Origin of the sequence: uncultured Senegalimassilia sp., assembly GCF_934632265.1 — a bacterium.
In the GTDB taxonomy this organism is placed as follows: domain Bacteria; phylum Actinomycetota; class Coriobacteriia; order Coriobacteriales; family Eggerthellaceae; genus Senegalimassilia.
The window spans coordinates 1-24,517 of sequence record NZ_CAKTYH010000015.1; the positions used below are offsets into that span (position 1 = coordinate 1).

Annotated in this window: 17 protein-coding genes, 1 pseudogene and 1 riboswitch; of the genes and pseudogenes, 10 read left to right on the forward strand and 8 right to left on the reverse strand. The window is 63.6% G+C overall.

What is annotated here, in order from left to right; genetic code table 11:
• Positions 1–146: 146 nt before the first annotated feature.
• Positions 147–683 carry a rubrerythrin gene (gene rbr, locus Q0H50_RS02235; protein ID WP_294418945.1) on the reverse strand — a complete coding sequence of 179 codons (537 nt, stop codon included), beginning with the start codon at positions 681–683 and terminating at the stop codon, positions 147–149.
• Between the two features lie 459 nt (positions 684–1,142).
• Here rbr and ychF point away from each other — a divergent pair, with 459 nt between their 5' ends.
• Positions 1,143–2,207: a redox-regulated ATPase YchF gene (gene ychF, locus Q0H50_RS02240; RefSeq protein WP_294418948.1), complete on the forward strand. Its 1,065-nt coding sequence runs from the start codon at positions 1,143–1,145 to the stop codon at positions 2,205–2,207.
• 369 nt (positions 2,208–2,576) lie between these two features.
• Positions 2,577–3,719, forward strand: a pseudogene (queA, locus tag Q0H50_RS02245) (tRNA preQ1(34) S-adenosylmethionine ribosyltransferase-isomerase QueA).
• 307 nt (positions 3,720–4,026) lie between these two features.
• On the opposite strand, the gene Q0H50_RS02250 reads toward queA, so the two are convergent.
• Positions 4,027–5,076: an epoxyqueuosine reductase QueH gene (locus tag Q0H50_RS02250; RefSeq protein ID WP_294418953.1), complete on the reverse strand. Its 1,050-nt coding sequence runs from the start codon at positions 5,074–5,076 to the stop codon at positions 4,027–4,029.
• A 112-nt stretch (positions 5,077–5,188) separates the two neighbouring features.
• Here Q0H50_RS02250 and Q0H50_RS02255 point away from each other — a divergent pair, with 112 nt between their 5' ends.
• The 3 genes from Q0H50_RS02255 (at position 5,189) to secD (ending at position 10,007) form a co-directional block, all read left to right on the forward strand.
• Positions 5,189–6,091, forward strand: coding sequence for an HAD family hydrolase (locus Q0H50_RS02255; RefSeq protein WP_294418954.1), 903 nt, complete (start codon positions 5,189–5,191; stop codon positions 6,089–6,091).
• A 3-nt stretch (positions 6,092–6,094) separates the two neighbouring features.
• Positions 6,095–7,240: a tRNA guanosine(34) transglycosylase Tgt gene (gene tgt / locus Q0H50_RS02260; protein WP_294418956.1), complete on the forward strand. Its 1,146-nt coding sequence runs from the start codon at positions 6,095–6,097 to the stop codon at positions 7,238–7,240.
• A gap of 160 nt (positions 7,241–7,400) precedes the next feature.
• Complete coding sequence (gene secD, locus Q0H50_RS02265; protein ID WP_294418958.1) at positions 7,401–10,007, forward strand: protein translocase subunit SecD; 2,607 nt, start codon at positions 7,401–7,403, stop codon at positions 10,005–10,007.
• Positions 10,008–10,176: 169 nt separating this feature from the next.
• Here secD and Q0H50_RS02270 read toward each other — a convergent pair whose 3' ends face one another.
• Positions 10,177–10,458, reverse strand: a complete 282-nt coding sequence (locus Q0H50_RS02270; RefSeq protein ID WP_294418960.1) for a hypothetical protein — start codon at positions 10,456–10,458, stop codon at positions 10,177–10,179.
• Between the two features lie 240 nt (positions 10,459–10,698).
• Between Q0H50_RS02270 and Q0H50_RS02275 the strand changes: the two genes are divergently transcribed.
• Positions 10,699–11,019: a DUF1292 domain-containing protein gene (locus Q0H50_RS02275; protein WP_042437046.1), complete on the forward strand. Its 321-nt coding sequence runs from the start codon at positions 10,699–10,701 to the stop codon at positions 11,017–11,019.
• 88 nt (positions 11,020–11,107) lie between these two features.
• On the opposite strand, the gene Q0H50_RS02280 is transcribed toward Q0H50_RS02275, so the two are convergent.
• The 4 genes from Q0H50_RS02280 to Q0H50_RS02295 form a co-directional block, all read right to left on the reverse strand.
• Positions 11,108–11,518 carry a pyridoxamine 5'-phosphate oxidase family protein gene (locus Q0H50_RS02280; RefSeq protein WP_114621244.1) on the reverse strand — a complete coding sequence of 137 codons (411 nt, stop codon included), beginning with the start codon at positions 11,516–11,518 and terminating at the stop codon, positions 11,108–11,110.
• A 29-nt stretch (positions 11,519–11,547) separates the two neighbouring features.
• Entirely contained in the window at positions 11,548–12,348 is an 801-nt protein-coding gene (locus Q0H50_RS02285; protein ID WP_294418961.1) for an energy-coupling factor transporter transmembrane protein EcfT, read from the reverse strand.
• A complete protein-coding gene (locus Q0H50_RS02290) occupies positions 12,345–14,234 on the reverse strand; it encodes an energy-coupling factor transporter ATPase (RefSeq protein WP_294418964.1) in 1,890 nt (629 codons plus the stop codon). The genes Q0H50_RS02285 and Q0H50_RS02290 overlap by 4 nt, the downstream gene beginning before the upstream one ends.
• Before the next feature lie 119 nt (positions 14,235–14,353).
• Positions 14,354–14,944 carry an ECF transporter S component gene (locus tag Q0H50_RS02295; protein ID WP_294418966.1) on the reverse strand — a complete coding sequence of 197 codons (591 nt, stop codon included), beginning with the start codon at positions 14,942–14,944 and terminating at the stop codon, positions 14,354–14,356.
• A 156-nt stretch (positions 14,945–15,100) separates the two neighbouring features.
• Positions 15,101–15,283: riboswitch (FMN riboswitch) on the reverse strand.
• 251 nt (positions 15,284–15,534) lie between these two features.
• Between Q0H50_RS02295 and Q0H50_RS02300 the strand changes: the two genes are divergently transcribed.
• From Q0H50_RS02300 to Q0H50_RS02310, 3 genes are all read left to right on the forward strand, one after another.
• On the forward strand, positions 15,535–16,974 hold the full coding sequence (locus Q0H50_RS02300) for a sodium:alanine symporter family protein (protein ID WP_294418968.1): 1,440 nt from the start codon (positions 15,535–15,537) through the stop codon (positions 16,972–16,974).
• Positions 16,975–17,312: 338 nt separating this feature from the next.
• Positions 17,313–18,815 carry an aminoacetone oxidase family FAD-binding enzyme gene (locus Q0H50_RS02305; protein WP_294418971.1) on the forward strand — a complete coding sequence of 501 codons (1,503 nt, stop codon included), beginning with the start codon at positions 17,313–17,315 and terminating at the stop codon, positions 18,813–18,815.
• A 13-nt stretch (positions 18,816–18,828) separates the two neighbouring features.
• Positions 18,829–20,661 carry an NAD(P)/FAD-dependent oxidoreductase gene (locus Q0H50_RS02310; RefSeq protein ID WP_294418972.1) on the forward strand — a complete coding sequence of 611 codons (1,833 nt, stop codon included), beginning with the start codon at positions 18,829–18,831 and terminating at the stop codon, positions 20,659–20,661.
• A gap of 36 nt (positions 20,662–20,697) precedes the next feature.
• On the opposite strand, the gene Q0H50_RS02315 is transcribed toward Q0H50_RS02310, so the two are convergent.
• Entirely contained in the window at positions 20,698–21,114 is a 417-nt protein-coding gene (locus Q0H50_RS02315) for an MGMT family protein (RefSeq protein WP_366936615.1), read from the reverse strand.
• Positions 21,115–21,548: 434 nt separating this feature from the next.
• On the opposite strand from Q0H50_RS02315, the gene Q0H50_RS02320 reads away from it, so the two are divergent.
• The gene (locus tag Q0H50_RS02320) at positions 21,549–24,434 is read left to right on the forward strand and encodes a DUF4430 domain-containing protein (RefSeq protein WP_294418973.1); all 2,886 of its coding nucleotides are present in this window, start codon (positions 21,549–21,551) and stop codon (positions 24,432–24,434) included.
• Positions 24,435–24,517: the final 83 nt, after the last annotated feature.

Consider the following 24,517-nt stretch of genomic DNA (forward strand, 5'->3'; position numbering starts at 1 on the left):
CGATAGGATTGTGCGGGGCAGACACCCTGACGCAACGTACCTTCGCGTATCCTGATTGCTCCGTAAACGGCTGTTTGCGCCGCGCTTGACGTTCTATTGGCTACTGTTTTCCCTGCTCAGACGGATGCCGGTGTTACGCATGCTTCCTAGTAGTTCTCGGCGTTGATCTCGAAGAATGCCTGCGGGTGATTGCATACGGGGCAGACGTCGGGCGCCTTGGTGCCTACGACGATGTGGCCGCAGTTGCGGCACTCCCACACCTTGACCTCGCTCTTCTCGAATACCTGGGCGGTTTCCAAATTGTGCAGCAGCGCGCGATAACGCTCCTCGTGGTGCTTCTCGATGGCGCCGACCTGGCGGAACTTTTCTGCCAGCTCGGGGAAGCCTTCCTCCTCGGCCGTCTTCGCGAAGCCCTCGTACATGTCGGTCCACTCGAAGTTCTCGCCGTTTGCGGCGTCCTCGAGGTTCTCCGCCGTGGAGCCGATGCCCTCAAGCTCGCGCAGCCACATCTTGGCGTGGTACTGCTCGTTGGCCGACGTTTTGCGGAAGATCTCGGCGATCTGCTCGAAGCCCTCCTTCTTCGCTACCGACGCGAAATAGGTGTACTTGTTCGTTGCCTGCGACTCGCCGGCGAAGGCGGCCTGCAGGTTCTTCTCGGTTTGCGTTCCTTCGTACTTGCTCATGAGAAACCCCTCTCGCTGTGATGGCCCGCAGCGCCCGTGCGCGCGGTGCCTTTGGTTTCCATATATCGATGGTATGGGCAAACGCGCAGCTGCGCAATCGTTTGCACCGCTTTGTGACGCAACTGTTGCAAGGGGGCTAGTTCTGGGTTGTTTTGCAGATTTCGGGCGCTGAATTTGCCATGAGTTCGGAGTTCTGGGCGGTTTTGGTCGCGAATTTGGTGAAAGGGCGAATGAGGGATTTCAAAATGCCTGGTCAGGAGAATGTGAACTGCTAAGGTAATATTTCAGTGCTTGCAAAACCACCCAGAACTTTGATGGGGCCGTGACAGGCGACCATGCGCTATGCGATCTGTGCGGGTTTTCGCTCCGTCTGGCGCGCGCTCGGCGGGGCATCGCGTTGTGGCGTTGTTTGCGGTATTATTGAGAGCACGTGTATTCACTAGTTAAGGAAGTTTCAGCATGTCGCTTTCCATCGGTATCGTGGGTCTGCCCAACGTCGGCAAGTCCACGCTGTTCACGGCCCTCACGAACAAGGGCGGTCTGGCAGCCAACTACCCCTTCGCCACCATCGAGCCCAACGTCGGCATCGTTCCCGTTCCCGACGATCGCCTGGAGAAGCTGGCCGAGATCGATCATCCTGCCAAGATCGTCCCCGCAACGGTCGAGTTCGTCGACATCGCCGGTTTGGTGGCAGGTGCCAGCCAGGGCGAGGGCCTGGGCAACCAGTTCCTCGCGAACATCCGCGAAACCGATGCCATCTGCGAAGTCGTGCGTTTCTTCAGCGACCCGGACGTCGTGCACGTCGATGGCCGCGTGAACCCCAGCTCGGACGTTGAGACCATCAAAACCGAGCTGATCCTGGCTGACATGGGAACGCTTGACAAGGCCATCCCGCGCCTGGAGAAGGAAGCGAAGCGCGACAAGGCCGGCGTGAAGAAGCTCGAGGTTGCGAAGAAGGTGCTCGAGGGCCTCAACGAAGGCCATCGCGCCCGCACGCTGAATCTGGACGAGGACGAGCAGGCGGCCATCTACGACCTGCATCTGCTTACCATGAAGCCCATCCTCTACATCGCCAACGTGGACGAGGACGCGCTCGACGCCGACCTGGCCGAGATCGACGGCTGCCAGCCGGTGCCGATCTCCGCGAAGGTCGAGGCCGACCTGGCCGAGCTCGACCCCGCCGAGGCGAAGGAGTACTTGGGGGCCATGGGCCTTGAGGAGTCCGGCCTGGCGCGTCTGGTGCGCAGCGCCTACAAGCTGCTGGGCCTGCAAAGCTATTTCACCAGCGGTGAAACGGAAACGCGCGCTTGGACCATCCCCATCGGTGCGAAGGCCCCGCAGGCCGCCGGCGTCATCCACTCCGACTTCGAACGCGGCTTCATTAAGGCGGAAACCGCATCGTACGCCGACTACGTGGAGCTGGGCGGCGAGCTGGGCTGCCGCAATGCCGGCAAGCTGCGCCAGGAAGGCAAGGAGTACGTGGTGCAGGACGGCGACGTCATGCACTTTAAGTTCAACGTTTAAGACGCCAGGTCAGACGCGAAATAAAGCCCCGTTGCGCAAACGGGGCTTTTTTCGGCCTCGGCGAACTTCACGGAGCGAATCCGGGAAACCGGTTTCGCTCCGCGCGTTTTTGCGTCGCGGCGGTGGCGGCTCCGGCAGCGGAGGGGCGCTCCGTCCGTGTTGCTGCTTCAGGATGCGCGATTGCGCGGCAGCTTCTCCGAAGCAAATTGTCGCCAGCTTGCTGCGCAGTGCATGCGGACTTTTCGCACGTGCGTGAAAAGTCCTTCGGCTGGCGTATAATCTGCCTGTTCGAAAGCAATTCGGCTGCGCGCGGCGCGGCCTTTTATATGCCCGGCGAAATTTGCCGGGCGTGCGACAAGGAGCATCTCGATGAAAACGAGCGATTTCGATTACGATCTTCCCCAGGAGCTTATCGCGCAGGAGCCGGCGGCGGTGCGCGATGCGTGCCGCATGCTGGTTATGGACCGCGAAACCGGCGCGATCGAGGACCGCATCTTCCGCGACATCATCGATTATCTGGAACCCGGCGATCTGCTGGTGGCGAATGAAACGCGCGTTTTGCCGGCGCGTCTGCTCGGCGCGAAGCGCGGCACGGGCGGGCAGTCCGAGGTGTTCCTGCTTCGCCAGCTTGTGGGCTCCAAGGCGCAGCCGTATGCCGACGTGCCCCATATCCCCGGCCAGCCTGCTCCCGGCGAAAACCAGCAGGCCATCTGGGAGGTGCTTGTGCGCCCGGGCAAGCGCTTGAAGCCCGGCAGCGGCGCGGTGGTGGATTTCACGGATGGCGAAGGCAACGTCGCGCTGTCCGCCGAGATTGTCGACTGGGCCGAGGGCGCCCAGCGCGGCGAGCGCGTAGCGCGTCTGACCACCACGTATCCCTCGCTTGACGAAGCGCTTCACGCGGTGGGGCATACGCCGCTGCCGCCCTACATCAAGCATTACGCCGGCGACGAGGAGCTCTACCAAACGGTGTATTCCCGTCGCGAAAGCTCGGCGGCGGCGCCTACGGCGGGCCTGCATTTCACGCCCGAGCTGATCGAGCGCCTGCGCGAGAAGGGCATCGATTGGGAAACCGTCTAGCTTGAGGTGGGCCTTGACACGTTCCGCATCGTGGACGAGGAGGACCCGCTGGCCCATAAGATGCACACCGAGTTCTACACCGTGCCGCAGAAGACGGTCGACGCCATCAACCGCACGCACGCCAACGGCGGCCGCGTGATCGCTGTGGGCACCACGAGCGTGCGCAGCTTGGAAAGCGCTTGGGATCCGTCGGCTGACGACGGTGCCGGCGCCATCACCGCGCGCGACCGCGATGCTACCAGTCTGTATCTGCTGCCGGGCAGCACGTTCCACGTGGTGGATGCCCTGGTCACGAACTTCCATGTGCCGCGCAGCACGCTCATGATGCTGGTCAGCGCGTTCAGCACTCGCGAGAACATCATGAACGCCTATCAGCACGCCATCGCGGAGCGCTACCGCATGCTGTCGTTCGGCGATGCCATGTTCATCCGCTAGCATTCGTTTAAGAGGGAAGAGGCTGGCGAAAGGGTTTCAGCTGCGTCTTATCGTTCGGGTGCCCTGCATAAAGGCTGCATCGTAAGGGGAAAGAATGAAATGCCTTCCGTTTTTCGGGCAAAGAGAGACGGAAGGCATTCTTGTTTTGCGAGGGTCTTGGGGCCAGGCATGATGCAAAGACGAGGACAAACGATCGCACTTCTAGCTTTGGGGTGCAGGCATACAATCGTTCTCTGCCGCTTTGCGTTTGCGTGTTCGGATGCGCCCATGGGCGTGGGCCACTCGCTAGGCCGATGAAGTTCGGCTGCTATTTCCCCTGTTCGCGTAGGGCTTTCAGGATGGCGCGCTTGCGTGCCTGCTTCTTGTCGTAGGCTGCGCGCTCGGCTTTATGCGCGGCGCGTGCGGCTTCCTCGGCTGCGCGCTCATCGGCGTGGGCTGCGCGTTCGGCGGCTTTTGCGGCGGCGCGCTGCTCCTTGCGCTCGGCGCGTTCGGCGGCCGCTTCCAGGTCGCTGATGCGGCAACCGCAGAAGTTCTGCCGGTACATGCCCAGCTCGCGGCTTTCGCGCGTGGCCTCGTCGTAGTAGGGGCGGAAGTCCTCGAACACGGGCGCGACCCCGGCTTGCGCCGCTGCGCGCTCCACTTCCTCGCGGATGACCTGCGTATATTGATAGGGGCTTACCGAGAGCGTGGTGCCGATGCCCTCGAACCCGCGTTCTGCGGCTACTCGCGCGGTTTCCTCCAGGCGAAGGCGGTAGCAGGTGCGGCAACGCGCCTCCTTGCGCACGGGGTCGACAGACAGCACGGCGGCACGAGCCGCGGCGCCGTTCACGGTACTTGCGGAAAGGGGAGCGCCAGCAGGGGAAACGTCCCCTTGATTCGTATCGGTTACCGACCTAGACCGGCTATCGGAAGCAACTTCATCGGCGCAACCGCTGGCCGTTGTAGTCACTGCCGTTGGCATTGAGATGTCCGCAAAGGCTTCCTTCTCTGTATCGGTAACCGTCTTACACCGGCCGTCGGAGGCGTCATCGGGGCCCTCGATCGTGCCCCCGCCTTCGCCGGCGCACTCGCCTTCCACGCCAGCCTTCGCCCGCGCACCTTCGACCTCGGCGATCGCGGCGTCTCCGATGCGGCCGGCGCACGCCTCCCATGTTGCCGGGTCGTAGGGGCCTTCCAGCACCTCGAACCCCGCATCTGCGGCCCATGCGCGCAGCGTTGCCAGCCGGTGCTCGTATTCCTCGGCGGGATGGATGTTCGAGTTCGCGTAGTAAATGGTTATGTCGTGCCCCGCGGCCTTCAACAGGCGCGTCGGCTCGAGCGAGCACGGCCCGCAGCACGCATGCAGCAACAACTTCATTCGCGAACTCCTTTTTCGATGGGCATTTCGCCGCCAACGCGGCGCTTCCCCTATACTACCACGCAGACAAAAACTATCCCCACCTGCGGCAATCTGCAGAAAGGTATGACGTATGGAGAAACGAACCTTCCGTGCCGTCTTCTTCGATCTTGACGGCACGCTGCTGCCCATGGACGTCGACGTCTTCATGAAGAGCTATTTCCGCGCCCTTGGCGGCTACGTCGCGCGCATGGGCATCGCCCCCGACCAGTTCATGGCCGGCATGAAGCGCGGCATCACCGCCATGGCCACCAACGATTCCGGCCATGCGAACTCCGAGTCGTTCTGGCCCGAGTTCCTGGCCTGCATCGATCTGCCCGAGGGCGTCACCGCAGACGCGCTGCTCGCCGCCATCGGCGATTTCTACGAGAACGAGTTCGGCGAACTGGGCGCCGACGTGAAGCCCAACCCCGCCGCCGCGTGTGCCATCGAGGCGCTTGCCGCCAAGGGCTATCCGCTGGTGCTGGCCACCATGCCGATGTTCCCTCGCCGCGCCGTGGAATGGCGCTTGCGCTGGGCCGGCATCGACCCGGCGGTGTTCTCGCGCATCACCACGTTCGAGAACTCCACCGCCGTCAAGCCCAAGCCCGATTACTACGCGGAGAACCTTGCCGCTGCGGGCGTCGAAGGCCGCGACGTGCTCATGGTCGGCAACAACACCAAGGAGGACCTGGCCGCATGCCAGCTGGGCTGCGAGGGCTTCCTGGTCACAGATTTCCTGATCGACCCCGTCGGCTTCGAGGTGTTCAGCGTGCGCCACGGCTCGATGGAGAAGTTCGCGGACTGGGTGGAAACCCTGCCCGAATGCGCCGACCCGGCGCAAGGCGTCAGTGACGCCATCGTGCCGGCAGCGGCGCGCGAGCGCGTGCTTGCGGCCAGCGGCATCGCCGACGGCCAGGCCGGCGGCGCGAAGACGCTCGAGGAGGCGGGCCGCTCCGGCGGCACCGATTTCGTCATCAACGGGATGGAGGACTAGCCCATGGCCCTGTTCGACTGCACCATCGAGGCCACCTGCGGCCATGCCCGCGCGCTTTCGTACGAAACCTCGCATGGCACCTTCCACACCCCTATGTTCATGCCCGTCGGCACGTCGGCCACGGTCAAGGGCATCACGGTCGATCAGCTTCACCAGCTGAACAGCCAGGTGGTGCTCGCGAACACCTACCACCTGTCCATGCGCCCCGGCGCCGACTTGGTGGAAGAGGCCGGCGGCGTGCACAAGTTCATGAACTACGATGGCCCCATGCTCGCCGACTCGGGCGGCTTCCAGGTGTTTTCCCTGGCTGACACGCTGAAGCTCGACGCCGACGGCCTGACGTTCCGCAGCATCTACGACGGAAGCTACGTGCGCTGGACGCCTGAGTCCAACATGCGCATCCAGGAGCAGATCGGCGCCGACATCGCCATGCAGCTCGATCAGTGCACGCCGTACCCGGCCGAGCGCAGCTTCGTGGCCAACGCCGTGGATCTGTCGGCGAACTGGGCGCGCCGCTGCCTGGCGGCGCACAAACGCCCCGATCAGACGCTGTTCGGCATCGTGCAGGGCGGCATGGAGCTCGACCTGCGCCTTGAGAGCATCCGCCGCCTGCGCGAGATCGAGGACGAGAGCCTGGCCGCGGGCGGGCGCCGCTTCGGCGGCTTCGGCATCGGCGGCTATTCGGTGGGCGAAGACCACGAGACTATGTTCGAGACGCTCGGCCAGGTGGCCCGCGCCTTGCCCGAGGACCGTCCGCGCTACCTGATGGGCGTCGGCAACCCCACCACGCTTGTGCGCGCCGTGCGCGAGGGCGTCGACATGTTCGACTGCGTGCTGCCCACCCGCACCGCGCGCATGGGGACGGCGTTTTCCAGCACGGGCCGCATGAACATGCGCAACGCGAAGTTCACGCGCGATTTCACGCCGCTCGACCACAGCTGCACCTGCCCGACGTGCCTAAACTACACGCGAGCCTATCTGCGCCACCTGGTGAAGCAGAACGAGATGCTCGGCGCCATCCTGCTGTCGGTGCACAACCTGCACTTCCTGCTCGATCTCATGCGTCGCGCCCGTGAGGCCGTGCTGGCCGGTGAGTACGAGCAGTTCTACGAGGAGTGGATGAACAGCCCGGCCGCCAAGGATTACTAATATAATGCTCGGGCGGATTCCCGCTCCTTGATGCTTCCGCATTCTCCTCGATTGTGGGAAAATGCGAAAGTTAGGGTATATATGGTGGCGACCAACGCCGCCACGGAAGGGACGGCCCGCCAGGGCCGTCCTATGGTTTGCAAGGCTAGGAGAAGCTCGCATGGCGAAAGTGCAAAACGCCAAGGCCAAGAAGAAGGGCGGCAATGCCAACCGCCGCAACGTTTGGCTGTTGGTGCTGACCACCGTCTTGGTGCTGGGGTCCATCTTCATGTTCACCCCTCCGCAGGAAAAGATCAACCAGGGCCTGGACATCCAAGGCGGCCTGTCGGTGGTGCTGTCGGCGAAAAGCACCGACGGCGACGCCGTGACCTCCGAGGATATGGAGAAGTCGCGCGCCATCATCGAGCAGCGCGTCAACGCGCTCGGCGCCTCCGAGGCCGTGGTGCAGCTGCAAGGCACCGACCAGATTCTCGTGCAGATCCCCGGCCTGTCCGATACGGAGACGGCGCTGTCCACCATCGGCAAAACCGGCAAGCTGGAATTCGCCCGCCTGGATTCGTTCACCGATGAGGACGTGAAAACCAAGATCGAGAACGGCCAGTATGGCTCCAGCGGAACCATCACCGACGACTTCGGCAACACGCTGCCGTCCGGCAAGACCGAGCATCTGACTGTGGAGGAGGGCACGTACACGCCGCTGATCACCGGCAGCAACATCACGAAGGTCGATATCGGCCGCGCCTCCGAGACCGGCACCGACTACTCGGTCAACATCTCCCTTGATTCCGAGGGCACGAAGGCCTTCGCCGACGCCACGAAGGACCTGGCCAGCACCAAGGGCAAGATCGTCATCATCCTTGACGGCGAGGTGCAGTCCGCGCCGGCCGTGCAGTCCGAGATCACTGGCGGCCAGGTTTCCATCACCGGCGGTTACGACAAGGAGGAAGCCTCCTCCATGGAGACGGTGCTCGAGTCCGGCTCGCTGCCTGTGAGCTTCGAGTACGCGCAGTCGCAGGTGGTCGGCCCGACGCTCGGTCAGGACGCGCTAACCTCCGGCGTGCTGGTGGCGGCCATCGGCCTTGCGCTGGTCATGCTGTACCTGCTGGTGTTCTACCAGGGCCTGGGCCTGATCACCGCGGCCGCCATGGCCGTGTTCGCCGTGCTGTATCTGGGCATTCTGGCCCTGCTGTCGCACTTCGGCCTGTTCAGCCTGTCCATGGCGGGCATCGCCGGCGTCGTGCTGACCATCGGCATGGCGGCGGACTCCTCCATCCTCACCCTTGAGCGCTTCCGCGAGGAGATCCGCATGGGCCGCAGCGTCCGCGCCGCCTCCGTCACCGGCGTACGCCACGGCATCCTCACCTCCATCGACGCCGACCTGGTCACCATGGTCTCGGCGCTCACGCTGTTCTTCCTGGCAAGCGCCTCGGTCAAGGGCTTCGGTCTGACGTTGGCGCTCGGCATCATCTGCGACATCGTCATGATGCTGCTGTTCAAGGCGCCCATCATCCGCCTGCTGGCGCCGAAGTGCATCGCCAAGCACCCTGGCTTCTGGGGCGTTAAGGACTGCAAGGAGGCCGCCCCGTACTTCCAGGGCGAGAAGCCTGCTTCCTCCCGTCATGACGTACGCGGCCGCTTCATCAAGCTCGACATCAACCTGCTGGGCTATCGCAAGGTGTTCCTGTCCATCGCTGCCGTGGCGGTCGTGCTGGTCGTGGCGCTGGTGGGCGTGCGCGGCGTGAACTTCGGCATCGAGTTCGTGGGCGGCACCTCGGTGACGTTCCACCAGGGAGGCAACGACGTGACCACCGAGCAGGTGCGCTCCGCCTTTGCCGATGCCGGCGAGCCCGATGCCGTGGTGCAGACCACCGACTCCGATGGCCAGGCCGGCTTCCTCGTGCGCACCACCGATACGTCTGCGGAAAGCGCGGCCGCGGCGGCCAACAAGGTTGCCGACCAGTTCGGTTGGGATGCGGAAAGCTTCGAGGTGACCACCATCGGCCCGGACTGGGGAACCAGCGTCATCCAGAGCTCCTGCATCGCGTTCTTCGTATCTCTGCTGCTCATCATCGCCTACATCTCGGTGCGCTTCCGCGATCCGAAGATGGGCGTGTCGGCGGTCATCGCCTTGCTGCATGACCTGGTCATCGTGCTGGGCGTGTACGTGCTCGTCGGCCGCGAGGTCACGCCGAACACCATCGCCGCGCTGCTCACCATCCTGGGCTACTCGCTTTACGACACGGTGGTCGTGTTCCACCGCATCAACGAGAACATGAAGGGCGATTCGCCGAAGTGCACGTTCGCCACTATGGCGAACCATTCCGTCAACGAGGTCCTGGTGCGTTCGCTCAACACCTCCATCACCTCGCTCATCCCGGTCGCGGCCATGCTCATCTTCGGCGGCGAGACGCTGCGCGACTTCGCCCTGGCCATGACCGTGGGCCTGGTGTGCGGCTGCTACTCGTCCTACGCCATCGCAACGCCCATCTACGTGATGTGGAAGACGCGCGAGCCGCAGTTCGCGAAGCTGCAGAAGAAGTACGGCGCCGACATCCAGCGTTGGTTCCTGAACCGACTGCCGCAGGCCGCCGCTGCTACTGCTGCCGCCGGCGCGGCCGCTGTGGATGCTGCTGCGGGTGATTCCGGCAAGGATGCTGCCGCAACGTCTGCTGCAACGCCCGCCGCATCGCAGGGCCAGCAGGCTGCAAGCAAGCCCGCCAAGGCGCAAAACCGCTCCAAGAAGAAGCGTAAGAAGGTTCAAGGCTAACATCGGCTAGCTGAATCGGGCCGCTCGGAAACGGGCGGCCCGTTTTGCTACATATACGCAAAAAGCCCGGCCCCTGATCGCGTTTTGCGGTCAGGGGCCGGGTTTGGGTCGCTTGGGCTGGTAAGCGCCTGAAGGCGCTCGTCCGAAGGTGCGTGTCGGCTCGCCGGGATTAGAAGCCGAAGTCCAGGTCACTCAGGCGGATCTCGCCGTCGTCCTCGTCTTCTTCCTCTTCCTCGTCGTCTTCGCCAAGGCCTCTGTAGCGGGAGATGAGCGCTTCCATCTGCTCCTCAAGGGCGTTGGTGCCCATGAAGGCATCGCGGAACAGCCTCATGTCATCCTCGCTGAAGCTATCGCCGGTACCCTTCATGATCGCGCCGATGCTGGCCATCTTCTTCACGGCCTCGTCTTCTTCCATGGGCTTCATCTTGTCGGGATCCATCATCGGGAACATGTTCGATCCTCCTTGCATGGGTAACCTAAACAGCGCGCTGTCCTGCGGCGATGTGCTTGGCACGCAGGTGCTTGCGCCGTTGTTTCACTGTTCAGTAGTATAGCAGTAGGATAGATTACGGGAGGTCAACGAGCGCATTGCAACCTATTGTGATACGCTGAGGAAATCACGTGAATCCATGCACGCAGGCTATGGAGGAATCGGCTGCAAGCATTGCCGGCCATGTTTGAAGGAGTTGCCATGCGCGAAGGAAGCGCCCCGAATTTCTGCCCGCCCACCGAGGAGGGCATCACCCTTACGTTCCAGGATGAGAAGGGCGATCAGATCGACCTTGAGTTCCTCGGCTTGATACTGCACGAGGGCCGTCGTTACGGCTTCTTCTTCCCGGTCACCGAGGATAGCCCGGCATGCAGCTCGGGCGAGATCATCCCGCTCGAGGTCACCGAGCTTGACGAGGACGGCCAGCCCGCCGCGTTCGAGTTGGTCGAGGACCAGGCTATCGCCCAGGAAGTCTACGAGGACTTCAAGCAGGCCGCCAAGGACCTGTACGACTTCGAATAGGTGCTATCGATTTATCAAACGGTACGCAAAAGGAAGGGCACGGCTCGTAAGTCGTGCCCTTCTTGTTTTTCGTTATATGAAGGTGCCGCTACAGCTCGATCGGCTTCCACTCCTCGTGGTTGCAGATCCACGCCTCGGGCTCCTCGACGCTGAAGAACACCAGCGTGGGGTCGTCGGGGCCGTCATAGCTCTCGCCCAGGCTGCACAGGTGCGCATAGCCGGCGTAGCGCATGTCGGCGTTCGCCTTGTCCTCAAGGCCGGCCTTGCCGCGCAGGATCAGCCAGCCGTGGCCGGGCCACCAGCTGGATGCCTCGAACTTCTGGTTCTGCTGCAGCTCCTCCCACACGTCCTTGGTGGTGGCGGTGACGAACCAGATCTTGCCGTCCTGCTCGGCGGCGAAGCTGAACGGGCGCACGTGCGGCTGGTCGTTCACGCTGGTGGCCAGGTACCACGCGGGGACGTTCGTCAGATACTGCAGGATGGTCTCGTTGCCGGTCATGTGATCCTCCTAGTCTTGGAACCGGTCGGTTATAGCAAGTAGCCGATGGCTGCGACGCAGCCGGCCAAAACAGCCATGAAAACGACGGCTATGCCGTCGCGCGGGGCGAAACGGAGCGGATGCAGGTGCGTGCGCCCTTCGCCGCCGTGATAGCACCGCGCGTCCATGGCCGCCGAAAGCGTTTCGGCGTGACGGAACACGCTGGTGAACAAGGGCACCATGAGCGAAGTGAGCATGTGCACGCCGCGCGCGGGGCTGTTCGATAGACGGGCGCCGCGGCTGACCTGAGCGTGGTAGACGACGGCAAGCTCGTTGGCGAACTGCGGCATGAAGCGCAGCGCGATGCCCATGATCATTCCCAGCTCGTGGGCGGGCACGCCGAAGCGGGCGAGGGGCTTGAGCACCCATTCGAACGCTTCGGTCAGGTCGATCGTCATGGTGGTCAGGGTGATCAGGCTCATTCCCAGCATCATGATGGTCAGGCGCGCGCCCATGAACAGGCAGGTTTGCACGCCCGCCTCGCTGATGCGCAGGATGCCCCAGTCAACGAGCACCTGGCCTCCTTGCGTGACGAACAGGTTCAGCACCGCCACGATCACGACGATGGCCATAAGCGGCGCCAACGACCGCGCCGCCTTGCTCGGCGGGATCTGCGCCAGCGCGTAGCAAAGGGCCGTGAACGCGGCGCACGCCACCAGGGCCGCCGCGGTTTTCGCGCACAGTAGCACCGCGATGAACACGCAACCTGCTATGAGCTTCGTGCGCGGGTCGAGCCGATGCACGCAGCTGGTGCCGGAAACGTAGCTGCCGAAGGAAAAGCCCGGGTTCATTCGACCACCTGGTCTTCAGGGCCGGTCGGGGAAGGGGCGGCATCGCCGGTGTCGCTGCGGCCCGCGCCGCGGGCGGCAGCGATCATACCTGCCAAGTCCTTCTCCGTGTACAGTTTTCCCTGCTCAAGGGGCCATCCGCCTGCGCGCAGCGCTTCCGCGAACGCCTGCGGCTCGGTGGTTCCCAGGCCCACTTCCTTGAGTTTGCGCGCGTGTAGGAACAGGCGCTCGGGTGCGCCGACGCCCAGCAGGCGGCCTTCGTTCATGACGGCCACGCGGTCGCACATGGCGGCAAGGTCGTCCATGCAGTGCGACACCATGATCACGGTGAGGCCCTGGTCATGCAGGCGGGAAATCATCTCTAGAAACGAGCGCTTGCTGGCGGGGTCCAGGCCCGCCGCCGGTTCGTCGAGCACGAGCACCTGCGGGTCCATGGCAAGCACGCCGGCGAACGCCACGCGGCGCTGCTGGCCGCCCGAAAGCTCGAACGGGCTCTTTTCGGCCAGCTCGTCGAAGGAAAGACCCACGCGCTCGAGCGAGCTGCGCACGAGCGCGTCCACCTCTTCGCCCGAAAGCCCCAGGTTGCGTGGCCCGAACGCCACGTCCTTGTACACGGTTTCGGCGAACAGCTGGTGCTCGGGATACTGGAACACCACGCCGATCGAGCCGCGCACCTTCGACTCGGTTCCCTTCGAGGCAACGTCGACGTCGTCGACGAGCACGCGCCCCGAGGTGGGCTTCAAGATGCCGTTCATGTGCTGGATGAGCGTCGATTTGCCGCTGCCGGTGTGCCCGGCCACGCCAAGGAACTCGCCGCGGCGCACCTGCAGCGAGACGTCGCGCACGGCCCACAGGCTGTCGGGGCTGTTGCCCCATTTCGCCTGGCGGGCGGCGGGCGCCTGCTTGCGTTTGCGCTGCTTCTTGGCCTCGGCGGCGTCGTAGGTGAAGCTGACGTCTTGGAACTCGATGAGCGCCGGGGCGTCAGCGTCGCCCTCGCAGGTGGGGAAGTCGACGTCGGCGTCGGCCGCGTCGGGCACCCCTGCGTTCGCGCCGGCCGCGGCGCATATGCCGGCAGCCTCGCCGAGCGCCAGGACCTCGTGCGCCAGCTTCCTCGCATCCACGGTGGGCTGCACGGTCATGCCCGCATCGCGCAGATCCAGCGACAAGCGGGCCGCGAACGGCACATCAAGGTTCAGATGCGCCAGCGCACGCGCCTGAACGAGCACCTCGTCGGGCGTGCCCTCGAGCGCCACGCGCCCGCGCTCCATGACCACCACGCGGTCGGCCTGCGCCGCCTCTTCCATATAATGCGTGATCATCACGATGGTCATCCCGCGTTCGTGCAGCTCGCGGCATACGCGCATCAGGCCCGCTCTGCCGCGGGGGTCGAGCATGGCGGAAGCCTCGTCGAGCACCAGCACCGCAGGGTTCATGGCAAGCACGCCGGCGATGGCGACGCGCTGCTTCTGCCCGCCGGACAGGGCGTGCGTCTCGTGGCGCTGGAAGCCCGAAAGCCCCACGTCCTCAAGCGCCTGCGTCACACGCTCGCGCAGCTTGTCGGTGGGGATGCCCAGGTTCTCGGGGCCGAAAGCCACATCGTCTTCCACGAGCGAGGCCACCAGCTGATCGTCGGGGTTCTGGAACACCATGCCCACCGTCTCGCGAATGCGGTACGTGCAGTCGGCGTCCGCGGTGGCCATGTCCTGCACCTTCACGGCGCCCTCGTCGGGGATGAGCAGGGCGTTCAGGTGCTTGGCCAGCGTCGATTTGCCGCTGCCGTTGCCGCCCAAGATGCACAGGAACTCGCCCTTGCGCACGTGCAGGCTCACGCCGTCAAGGGCGAAGTTCGCGCCGTCGTAGGTGAAGCGGACGTTTTGAACATCTATCATGATTCGCTCTACGATCCTTCCGTGAAGCGGCGAATTACGGTCCCGCCGACAAGCGGGATGCGCCTGCTTGCCGGCGGGACCGTGCCGCACAGTGGCGGCACGGTTGGGAACGCGGTTGCCTAGCGGCCCTTGACCTGGTCCTTCTTCGGGGTGATCAGGTTGGAGACGGCCTTGTACACCAGCAGGGTCAGCGCGCTGTTCAGCACGGTCTTGATCAGGTTGAACGGGAGCACTGCGGGCAGGATGAGCGGCATGATGACGTCGGCGCTGCCGTACCAGAACCACACGCCGATGGTCAGGTTCGCAGCGACGGCGCCGACGGTGGCGATCACGCAGCCGACCAGCAGGCCGATGATGGCGCCGGCGAACGTATGCTTACGGGCGTAGATGGCGGCGGCGGGCACCACGAAGAACAGCGTGGCGCAGATGTTCATAAGGCCGCCGACCCATTCGCCCAGCATCAGGCTGTGGATGATGGCGGCGACGGCGCCCACGGCGAAGCCGGCGCCCGGGCCGAAGGCAAAGCCGCAGACCATGGCGGGCATGAGCGAGGGGTCGTAGGTCAAAAACGGCGCTGCAGGCAGGATGGGGATCTGCACGAACGACAGCAGCGCGGCGATGGCGCACATAAGGGCCATGGTGACCAGCTGGCGCGTCGACCAGCGGTTCGTGTTCTTGATGGGTGCGTTTGCGGCGGTTGCCTGAGACATGGTTGAACCTTCTTCCCGCGAAGCCTTCTTCCCACGGGTTTTGCCCTCAAGCCTCGCGAAAAAGAGACAAGCCCGTATGAATTCCTTCCATACGGGCTTGTATTCGCTCAACAACTTCCCGCCCGGCGATGCGATGCCGTGCGGTGCGTTTCGCGAACTCTGCCTCTTCCATCCGGACTTTGACCGTTGGTCCTGGATTTGCACCAGATCAGCCTTGCGTGCATGCGGTTTGCCGCCGCTTGACGCACAGGGTCGCGGACTTCCGGCTTGGCTGCGGCTTGCCGCCGCGCGTATCCGGTTACCGCCAGTGAGGATTTCCACCTCGCCCTGAAACAGAATTCAATGGCACCTAGTTTAGCTGCGCCGCTATGGCTTCGCAACCGTTTGGGCTATGGATGTTTTCCGCGTTTTGGGGTGCGAATATATAGCGAACGGTTATAGGAAATCGACGCGGGAGGGCTTGTTTTCTTACCGAAGCGCTGCGCCATGCGCTTTTTCGCCGAGACTTCGGCGGTCTGCGGCGAACGCGGCTCTATAATAAACCGTTCGCGTCCCTAAAGGGACTCATCTTTAAGGCTACGAGGTTTTGCATGGACTACATCGAAGTGCTCGACAGCATAGACGCCGCCGTTTGGGGGCCGCCTATGATCATCTTGCTGCTGGGCTGCCACATCTACACCACCATCCGCACCAAGGGCATCCAGCGCAAACTGCCGCTGGCCCTGAAGCTTTCCGTCACGAAGGACAACGGGGCGCAGGGCGACGTCAGCAACTTCGGCGCTATGGCAACCTCGCTTGCCTCCACGCTGGGAACGGGCTCGATCGTCGGCGTGGCCACGGCGGTGCTCTCCGGCGGACCGGGCGCGGTGCTGTGGATGTGGCTTACCGGCATTCTGGGCATGGCCACGAAGTACACCGAGGTCTATGCGGCCATGAAGTACCGCGTGAAGGACCGCCAAGGCCACATGATGGGCGGCGCCATGCACGTGTGGGAGCAGCGCTACAAGCGCGCCGACGGCACCGTGCCGTGGTGGGCGAAGTTCATGGCCATCTGGTTCGCCGTCATGGCGTGCTTCACCATCTTCGGCGTCGGCTCGGCAGTGCAGACCAGCGCCATCACCTCGGTTGCGCAGGCCAACTTCGGCGTGGAACCCTGGATCGTTTCCGCCATCGTGTGCGGCAGCGCCCTGCTCATCATCATGGGCGGTTTGGGAACCATCTCCAACATCTGCGAGAAGCTCGTGCCCATCATGGGCTTCGCGTACATCCTGGGCTGCGTCTACATCCTCGTTTGCAACTGGGCGTTCATCGGCGAGTCGTTCATGCTGATCTTCGAATGCGCCTTCACCCCTCGCGCGGCCTTTGGCGGCGCGGTGGGCAGCGGCATCATCGTGGCGCTGCAGTTCGGCTGCGCGCGCGGCCTGTTCTCCAACGAGGCGGGCCTGGGCACGGCTCCGCTCATCAGCGCCGCCGCCGAGTCGAAAAACCCCGCGCGCCAGGCGCTTGTGGCCATGACCGGTCCGTTTTGGTGCACGGTGGTCATCTGCTTTGTGACCGCCTTGGTCATCGTCTCGTCGCTGTGTGCGCACCCCACGCTCATCCAGGACGCAGGCGTCACCAATGGCGCCACGCTTGCCAACGCCGTGTTCGCCACCATCCCCTACGTGGGCGCGCCCATCCTCATGCTGGGCATCCTGTGCTTCGCCTATTCCACCATCATCGGCTGGAGCTACTACGGCGAACGCGTTACCCTGTACCTGTTCGGCCGCCGCTGGGTGCCGCTGTACCTGGGCTTCTACATCTGCATGGGCTTTTTGGGCGGCGTGGGCGTCGGCGATGTGGCCTGGACGGCAACCGACATCTCCAACGCGCTCATGGCGCTGCCCAACATCCTCATGGTGCTGCTGTGCGCGGGCATGGTGGGCAAGGAGACGCAGCATTACGTCTACGACGGCAACATCGACGAAGAGCTGCGCGTCGACATCCACGAGCTGCCCGAGAAAAGCGTCTTCACCCGCAAGAAGGCGTAGGGGTTCGCGAACAGGGGACAGGAACCTGTTCACGTTGAGAATGCTTCGCAAGCCGGTCGCTTTTGCGGCCGGCTTGTTGTATTCAGGGGCTTTTGCGGTGTCCGTTGTGAACAGGGGACAGGCACCCGTTCGCGTTGGTCGCAAACTTGTGCGCTTGCTGTTCAGGGAGCGCTTTGCAAGTCGAATAGGGAAGGAAGCGGAGCGGTTGCCTCTTCGGCAATCCTGTGAACAGGGGACTGCCCCCTGTTCAAGTTAGCGCCGTGCGTGCAATGCGAGCATCCCTTGAAGTGCGGGCTTGCGCGGCGCCGGCATGTGGGCTTCGCCTTATAATGGCAGGCATGGAAACTATCGCAATCATAGGTGGCGGTGCATCGGGCCTGATGGCGGCTGTGGAGGCATCGCTTGCGCTGCGCCAAGCTGGCGCTGTGGCGCACGTGGCCCTGTTCGAGGCCGACCCCGAGCGCATTGGGCGCTCTATCCTGGCAACCGGCAATGGCCGCTGCAACATCTCAAACGCTTGCATCAGCGCTGACGCGTATCGCAACCAGGCTTTCGTTGAGCAGGCGCTCATGCATCTGCAAGGCGCCTATGTCGCGGAACGTGGTAAAACCAGCATGCGAACCCTTGAGGCGAACCCTGTGCTCGAGCGTTTCGCCGATATGGGCCTCGTGACGCGCGAGGAGTCGGAGGGTCGGCTGTATCCCATGGCGAACAAGGCCACCAGCGTGCTGGATGTGCTGCGCTCCACTGCCGCCGAACTGGGCGTCGACGCGCAAACCGACAAGCGCGCCTTGCGCGTGGACGCGCCCGCCCCGGGCGGCGTGAGTTGTTTCAACATCCGCTTCGCCGATAAGACGATTGCGCATGCGGCCGTGGTCATCGTGGCCGTTGGCGGGCGTGCGGCAAGCGGCATTCAGCTGCCGGAGCCGCTGGCTTGCTCGGATATGCAGCTCGTTTTGGGGCCTTTGCGTGTCGACGCGCAAAGCGCGAAGCTCACGCGACAGCTCAACAACATCCGCGTACGCGGGACTGTGCATCTTGAACGTGGTGGGCAGCGTGTCGCAAGCGAGCGCGGCGAGCTGCTGTTCCGCGACTATGGGGTCTCGGGCGTGGCGGTGTTCATTCTGTCGCGTTTTGCGCAACCCGGTGATGACCTGGTCGTCGATTTCCTTCCCGACATCCCCTCGCAGGACATGGAGCGCTTCATGATGACGCGCCGCAAACGGATGCAGAAGCTGCTGGGCGGCACGCTCACGCTCGATCGCTTCCTCGAGGGCCTGTTGCTTCCCGCGGTGTCCGCTGCGGCGCTGAGGCAGGTGGGCTTGCGGACCGGTGACCGGTTTACACAAGAGGTGGTTCCCCAGCTTTGCGGCATGCTCAAAGGCGTGCGTCTGACGGTGGAGGGCATCGGCGATGAACGCCAATGCCAGGTACGCCGCGGCGGCTTCTCTGTGGAGCGATTCAACCCCGCTACCTGCGAAGCGCTTGACGTGCCGGGCCTGTTCGTCACGGGAGAGGCGCTCGACGTCGACGCGCCCTGCGGCGGCTTCAACCTGCATTGGGCCTGGTCAACCGGCATGCTCGCCGGTCGCGCAGTTGCCAGCCGCATACCAAGCGGGGAAGGTGACGAGCGCGGTGGCTCTCGCGCAGAAGCCTCGAAGACGTCGAACGGTAAGCGGTCACCGTCTTACACCGGCACTTCATGTCCCTCCTCAGATGGTGCCCCTCGTTCCTCTTCTCGCGTGGGAAAACCGCACCACCCTCACCGTGGCGAGCGCAGCAAATCTCGCAACCAACGCGGCGGGAGCGCCGCCCGAAACGCCCGTCATCGCAATCGATAGCTCGGAGGAAACCATGCTTGAGATCTCAAACCTCGCCCTTCCGCTCGATGCTGGGCTCGAAGGCAAGCAAGCAGAAAAGCTCGTGCGTCGCGCGGCGGCCCGAGCGCTCAACATCCCGCCGAACGACATCACCCAGATTCGCCTGCTCAAACGCAGCGTCGACGCGCGCAAAAAGCACGATGTGCACTTCGTCGCGACGCTCGGCGTCGAGCTGGTGGGCGGAGCCCAGGCCGAAGCCGCGGCCATCGAGGCCGCCGCGCACCGCAAAAGTGCGACGAACGTGAAGGCGCACCGTCCCTATGAGCCGCTGCAGGTTCCGCAGGTCGGCGATTCGCCTCAGGCGCAAAACGAGCCGCGCCCCATCGTGGTGGGCACCGGTCCGGCCGGCTTGTTCTGCGCGCTCTACCTGGCGCGCGCCGGTTTGCGCCCGCTCGTGGTCGAGCGCGGCGCAGCGGTTGACGAGCGCATGGCGGCGGTCGACGCTTTCAACGCCGGTGAGCCGCTTGACCCGCATACCAACATCCAGTACGGCGAAGGCGGGGCGGGAACGTTCTCAGACGGTAAGCTGACCACGAACATCAAAAGCCCCTGGGCGCAGCACGTCCTGCATCTGTTCGTGGAAGCGGGCGCGCCCGAGGAGATTCTCTGGCAGGCAAAACCCCACATCGGCACCGACCTGCTCGTGGACATCGTACGCAACATGCGCAAGCAAATCGAACAAGCCGGCGGCGAAGTGCGCTTCAACACCCAGCTCACAGCCCTGCATTTCGAAAACGGCTGCCTAGCCCAAGCCGAAATCACCAGATTTGCCGCCCAGTCCGAAACCGCCACAGAGATGATTCCTGCAAGCCGTCTTGTGCTGGCGTGCGGCCATTCCGCCCGCGACACGTTCGAGCTCGTGCGCGATGCGGGTGTGCATATGGAGCAGAAGCCGTTCTCCGTGGGCGTGCGCATCGAGCATCCCCAGCAGCTCATCAACCGCTCGCAATACGGGAAGGCCGCCGACCATCCGGCGCTCGGCGCTGCCGACTACAAGCTGTCGATGCATTTGCGCCCGCAAAAGGGCCAAGAACAGGGCCGCGGCGTGTACACGTTCTGCATGTGCCCAGGTGGGGAAGTGGTGTGCGCCGCCAGCGAGCCGGAAGGCGTGGTGGTCAACGGCATGAGCCGTTTCGCGCGCGATGGGCAAAACGCCAACAGCGCGCTGCTGGTCGGCGTGGGCCCCGAGGATTTCGACGGCGAAGACCCGCTTGCGGGTATCAAACTGCAGCGTGAGATGGAGCGGGCTGCCTACCGAACCGCCATCGCCGCCGGCGGCGAGCCGTATCAGGCGCCCGCCCAAACCGTCGGTGACTTCCTGGCGCATCGCGCCGGCGACCAGAGCAAGCAGGTGAAGCCCACCTACGCGCGCGGCGTCGCATGGTGCGACCTGCACGAGTGCCTTCCGCCGTTCGTGGCGCGCGCCATGGAGCAGGCGCTTCCGCAGCTCGACCGTCGCTTGCACGGCTTCGCCGATCCGCAGGCGGTTCTCACCGGCGTGGAAACCCGCAGCTCAAGCCCCGTGCGAATCGTGCGCGGCAAGAACATGCAGGCCCAGCTGGCGGCAACGTCCGTTTCTGATTGCGCGCAGGCTGAGACCGGGCCTCAGGTTCAGACCCAGGTCCAGACGACTCCGGAATCCCCGGCAGCTAGCAACACGCGCCCCGCCGATGCCGCCGCGCCCGAGCCCGAAACCGGCCTCTACCCTTGCGGCGAGGGTGCGGGTTACGCGGGCGGTATCATGTCCGCCGCCTGCGACGGCCTGCGCGTGGCCAGCGCCCTGGTGGAAAGCCTGCGGCCCGAATAGGGAAGCGGCCACGAAAGCTGGCTCAGAACCAGCTGCTCATTCGCCCAGCTCAGCGGCCCAATCGAAATCGATCGGCGGCGCAGTCGGCCCCTCGGCCGCCGCGCCGCCGTCTGCATCCCCAGCGTTCCTACCATCCCACTGGCAAGCCCGCATATCAACGCGTCCGTCGTCCAAAAACGTCACGCCCTCCGCGGCAAGCCGCGCCCGTTGCTCATCGGGCCCGCCGAACGCAAAACCCGGCGCAAGCGAACCGTCCTTGAACACCACGCGATGACAAGGAATCCCCGTCTGAGCCGCACAATCCCACGGATCGGGATTCCCATGCATGGCATACCCCACGAACCGCGCCTTGCGAGGCTGCCCGATCAGCCGCGCGATCTGCCCATACGCCGCAACCTTCCCACGCGGCACCCGCCGCACCGCCTCATACACCCTGTCATTGAATTCGCCCATGCTTCGCCTTCCAATCAAACGCTGCGGCTATCGTGTCCGTTCCCGAACAATTATAAGCAGCGAATCGCACAGGCAGTGAACCCGACCGGCTGCGCAAATCCCCCTATCTTGCAACCATGCGCGATTCCTTGCGGCACCTTGTCGAAAACTCGGCGAAATCCCAGTTCAGACGTGGTAAAATGACGTATTCGAGAAATTGGCACAGATGGTTGCGCCGGGCACGGCGCGGGCGGCTAGGGAAGGGACTTGGCCGCTTGGGGGAATGCGGGTGCGAATCCCGCGCTCTACCAGGGACCGTATGCGCCGATGAACGGGTTGGCGCCTGGCTTGAAGACAGGTTCGCCGGCAAGCACCGCCGCAGGCATGCGGGCCGTTCAAATGAGGCGAAGTCGGAATGCCCATCCATCGCACGAAGCCCTGGAAGAGAGGTTCCGATGACCATCGGCGAATCGTCCGAACGCGCGCAAAACGTAGCGCAAACTCGCACAAACGTGCGGAAGGTTGCGCGTTCATATGCGCAGACCGCATCGAAGTCATATGAGCGGTCGCTGATCCAGCGTATGTTCTCCATCTTCTTGGCGGTTGCGCTGGCCGTCTCCATGACGCCGTCGGCGGCGCTCGCTGAGACGCAGGCCAGCGTTTCACCCGTTGCTCAAAAGGAAGCGCAGAAGGCCGATGTGCCTGATGCTGGGCAGGTTGAGCCGACGCCTGATTCTACGGAACAAGCAGAAGCTCCATCGCTGCCGTCCGTTGCTCAGGGGCCTGCAACCGAATCCGGTAACAATGACGAGGCAACCGACACTGGCTCCGGCAGTGTTGCTTCGGATGCCGAAAAGGTCGACGAAGACGTTGACGCGGCGGGCGCTGCCGGCAGCAATCTGCAGGAGGATGCCGATCAACCCGTTGCTCAGGCGCCCGAGCAAGATGTTTCCGCAGCAGCCGTTGAGAAGGCCCCTAAAGAGGAGACGGCTCCTCTAATCAACGCAACTTGCTCCGTTATCGGCGTTGATGCGCAGGGAAATCGGCAGACGTGGGCTGCTGCGCAAGGGTTCTCCCTCAAAGAGGGCGCAACTGCGGCAACCTTGACCGAAGAGTTGTTCAAACGTACCGGGCTGAAGGCCGATTACAACCCAAATGGTAGCCGGGGATGGGTTCTGAACGCAGTTTCCTCGCCGTTTGAGGGTGGCTCCACGCTCAGCTACGATCCGGCTACTAGGAATTACTGGCAGCTTTTCGTGAATGGCGAACCTTCGAGGGTCGGTGCCAGCGGCTACATTCTGCACGCCGGCGACAAGGTTAGCTGGGTCTACAGTGCCGATGGCGCCATCATGCCTGGGCAGATGAACATCACGGTCGAGATTATCGGCAAGGACAGCAACGGCAAGGCCGAACGCTGGGCGCAGCGTTCGCGCAACGAGCTCGCAACCGCTTCCTTCGACGACATCTGCTTGAGCTTCTTCGACGAATGCGAGCCTGATTGCGAAATCCTTGATCTGGGTTTTACCTGGCTTCTCGTTTCCATAACCTCGCCATCCGGCGTTAAGCTCCAGGGCGGATGGAACTGTCTGATCAATGGGAAGGCCATCAACAGCGCGGCCGGTCTTACGCTCAAATCCGGTGACACCATTTCCTGGGTGCACGGCTCGAATACGCTTCCGAACCTTGACGAGGTGACGATCGACCCCTCCGCTCCGCGCCCCGATTGGAAGGCGGATTGGACCGGCGACCAGTCCCGTCCCACCACGGCGGCAACCCCAACCGACTACATGAAGTCGGACTGGACGCTCGACTACAAGCAGTTCACCAGCGCGCAATACGCCAACGCCAGCGAGCCCGTCATCGTGAACGGTTTCGTGTACCTCGCCGTTAACAACCGCTTGCTCAAAATCGATTCGTCCACGGGCGAAGTGGTTGCGCAGGCCAACCTTGCCTCCTCCATCGGCTACACCACGCGTCCTGTTTACGCTCAGGGCGTGATTATGGTCCCGCTTGACGGCGGCGCTGTGCAGGCTCTTACGGCGGACAATCTGACTACCGTATGGGCTACCGATAAGCTCAGTGATTCAGCTCAGTCCAATTCCGCGATCACGGTCAACGGCAACTATGCGTATGTGGGCACGTGCGACGTGGATTTCGCGGCTGGCATCTACAACAACGGCTTCCTCACCTGCATCAATATCCTTACAGGTGCAGTTGTATGGCAGCACAACAATGCTGGCGAAGGATATTACTGGGGCGGTGCTGTGAACGTTGACGGCTACACGGTCGTGGCAACCAGCGCCGGTACCGTCGAGGTGCTGAGCGGCGCAGGCTCCGTTGTCAGCACGGTTTCCCTTGGCGCGCTGGTGAACTCCTCGTGCGTGGCGTCGGCCGACGGCAAAACCCTGTATGTGATGTCCCGCGATGGCAAGCTACATGTGCTTGCAATTGGTGAACAAGGCTCCCTTAAGGAAACCAAGGTCGTCGACCTTGGTCTTTCCGGATGCGCCAGCATGCCTACCGTCAACGGCAACACCATGTACGTCGGCGGCGAGGTGGAAAGCGGTGCCGCGGCGCTTGCGATCGTCGACCTGAAGAGCTTCGAGTCCACGCTCATTACTCAAGCCGATGGTTCGATACTGCCTGGGGTCAAGGGGTATGGCGGTATCAAGGCGGCTCCGCTCGTGTCCACGCAAAACGGCGAAACGTACTTGTACTTCACAGTGAACTATGGCGAAACCAGCGACTGGGTGAACTACACCTCGGGCGGCGGCGTGTATCGCTACAGGGTTGGCGATGCGCAGGCCACGTTGGCGTACGACGCCAAGGGCTTCAACAACTACTGCGACTCCCCGGTCATCTGCGATGCCGAGGGCAACCTGTACTACATCAACGATTCCGGCACGCTGTTCAAGCTGGCCGGCGGCGGTGTGAAGCCTTCGCCTGCGCCCGATCCTGACCCGACTCCCGCGCCTGGTCCCGTACCGCAGCCTGATCCCGATCCGACTCCGGCACCTGGTTCCCGTCTCGGCACGCAGCCGGCAGCTGCAGGACTGGTCGCTCCCGCATCTTTGCCCGTTGCTGCAGATAATGCATCGCAGCAGGTGAGCGGCGCGTCGGTAAACGCTTCTGCGCACCAGGAGACGTCCTCTTCCGCAAGCTCTAGCAACTCTGGCGAGCAGCGCACCGCTACCGCCAACGGCTCCGATACCGCCGAAAGCGACAATGGCTCTCGCGGTCCCATTTGGCCCTACGTGGTCCTTGGCCTGGGCGTTGCGGGTATCGTCGGTGCGGGTGTTTGGTGGCTGCTTGCCAAGCGCCGTCAGAGCGGCATCAAGTAGGAGGCTGCCATGCCCGAGCAAAACAACGAAGCTGCTCGTCATGAAACGGCTGCGGCGGGCGATGCTGCCCGCCGCAGCTCGGC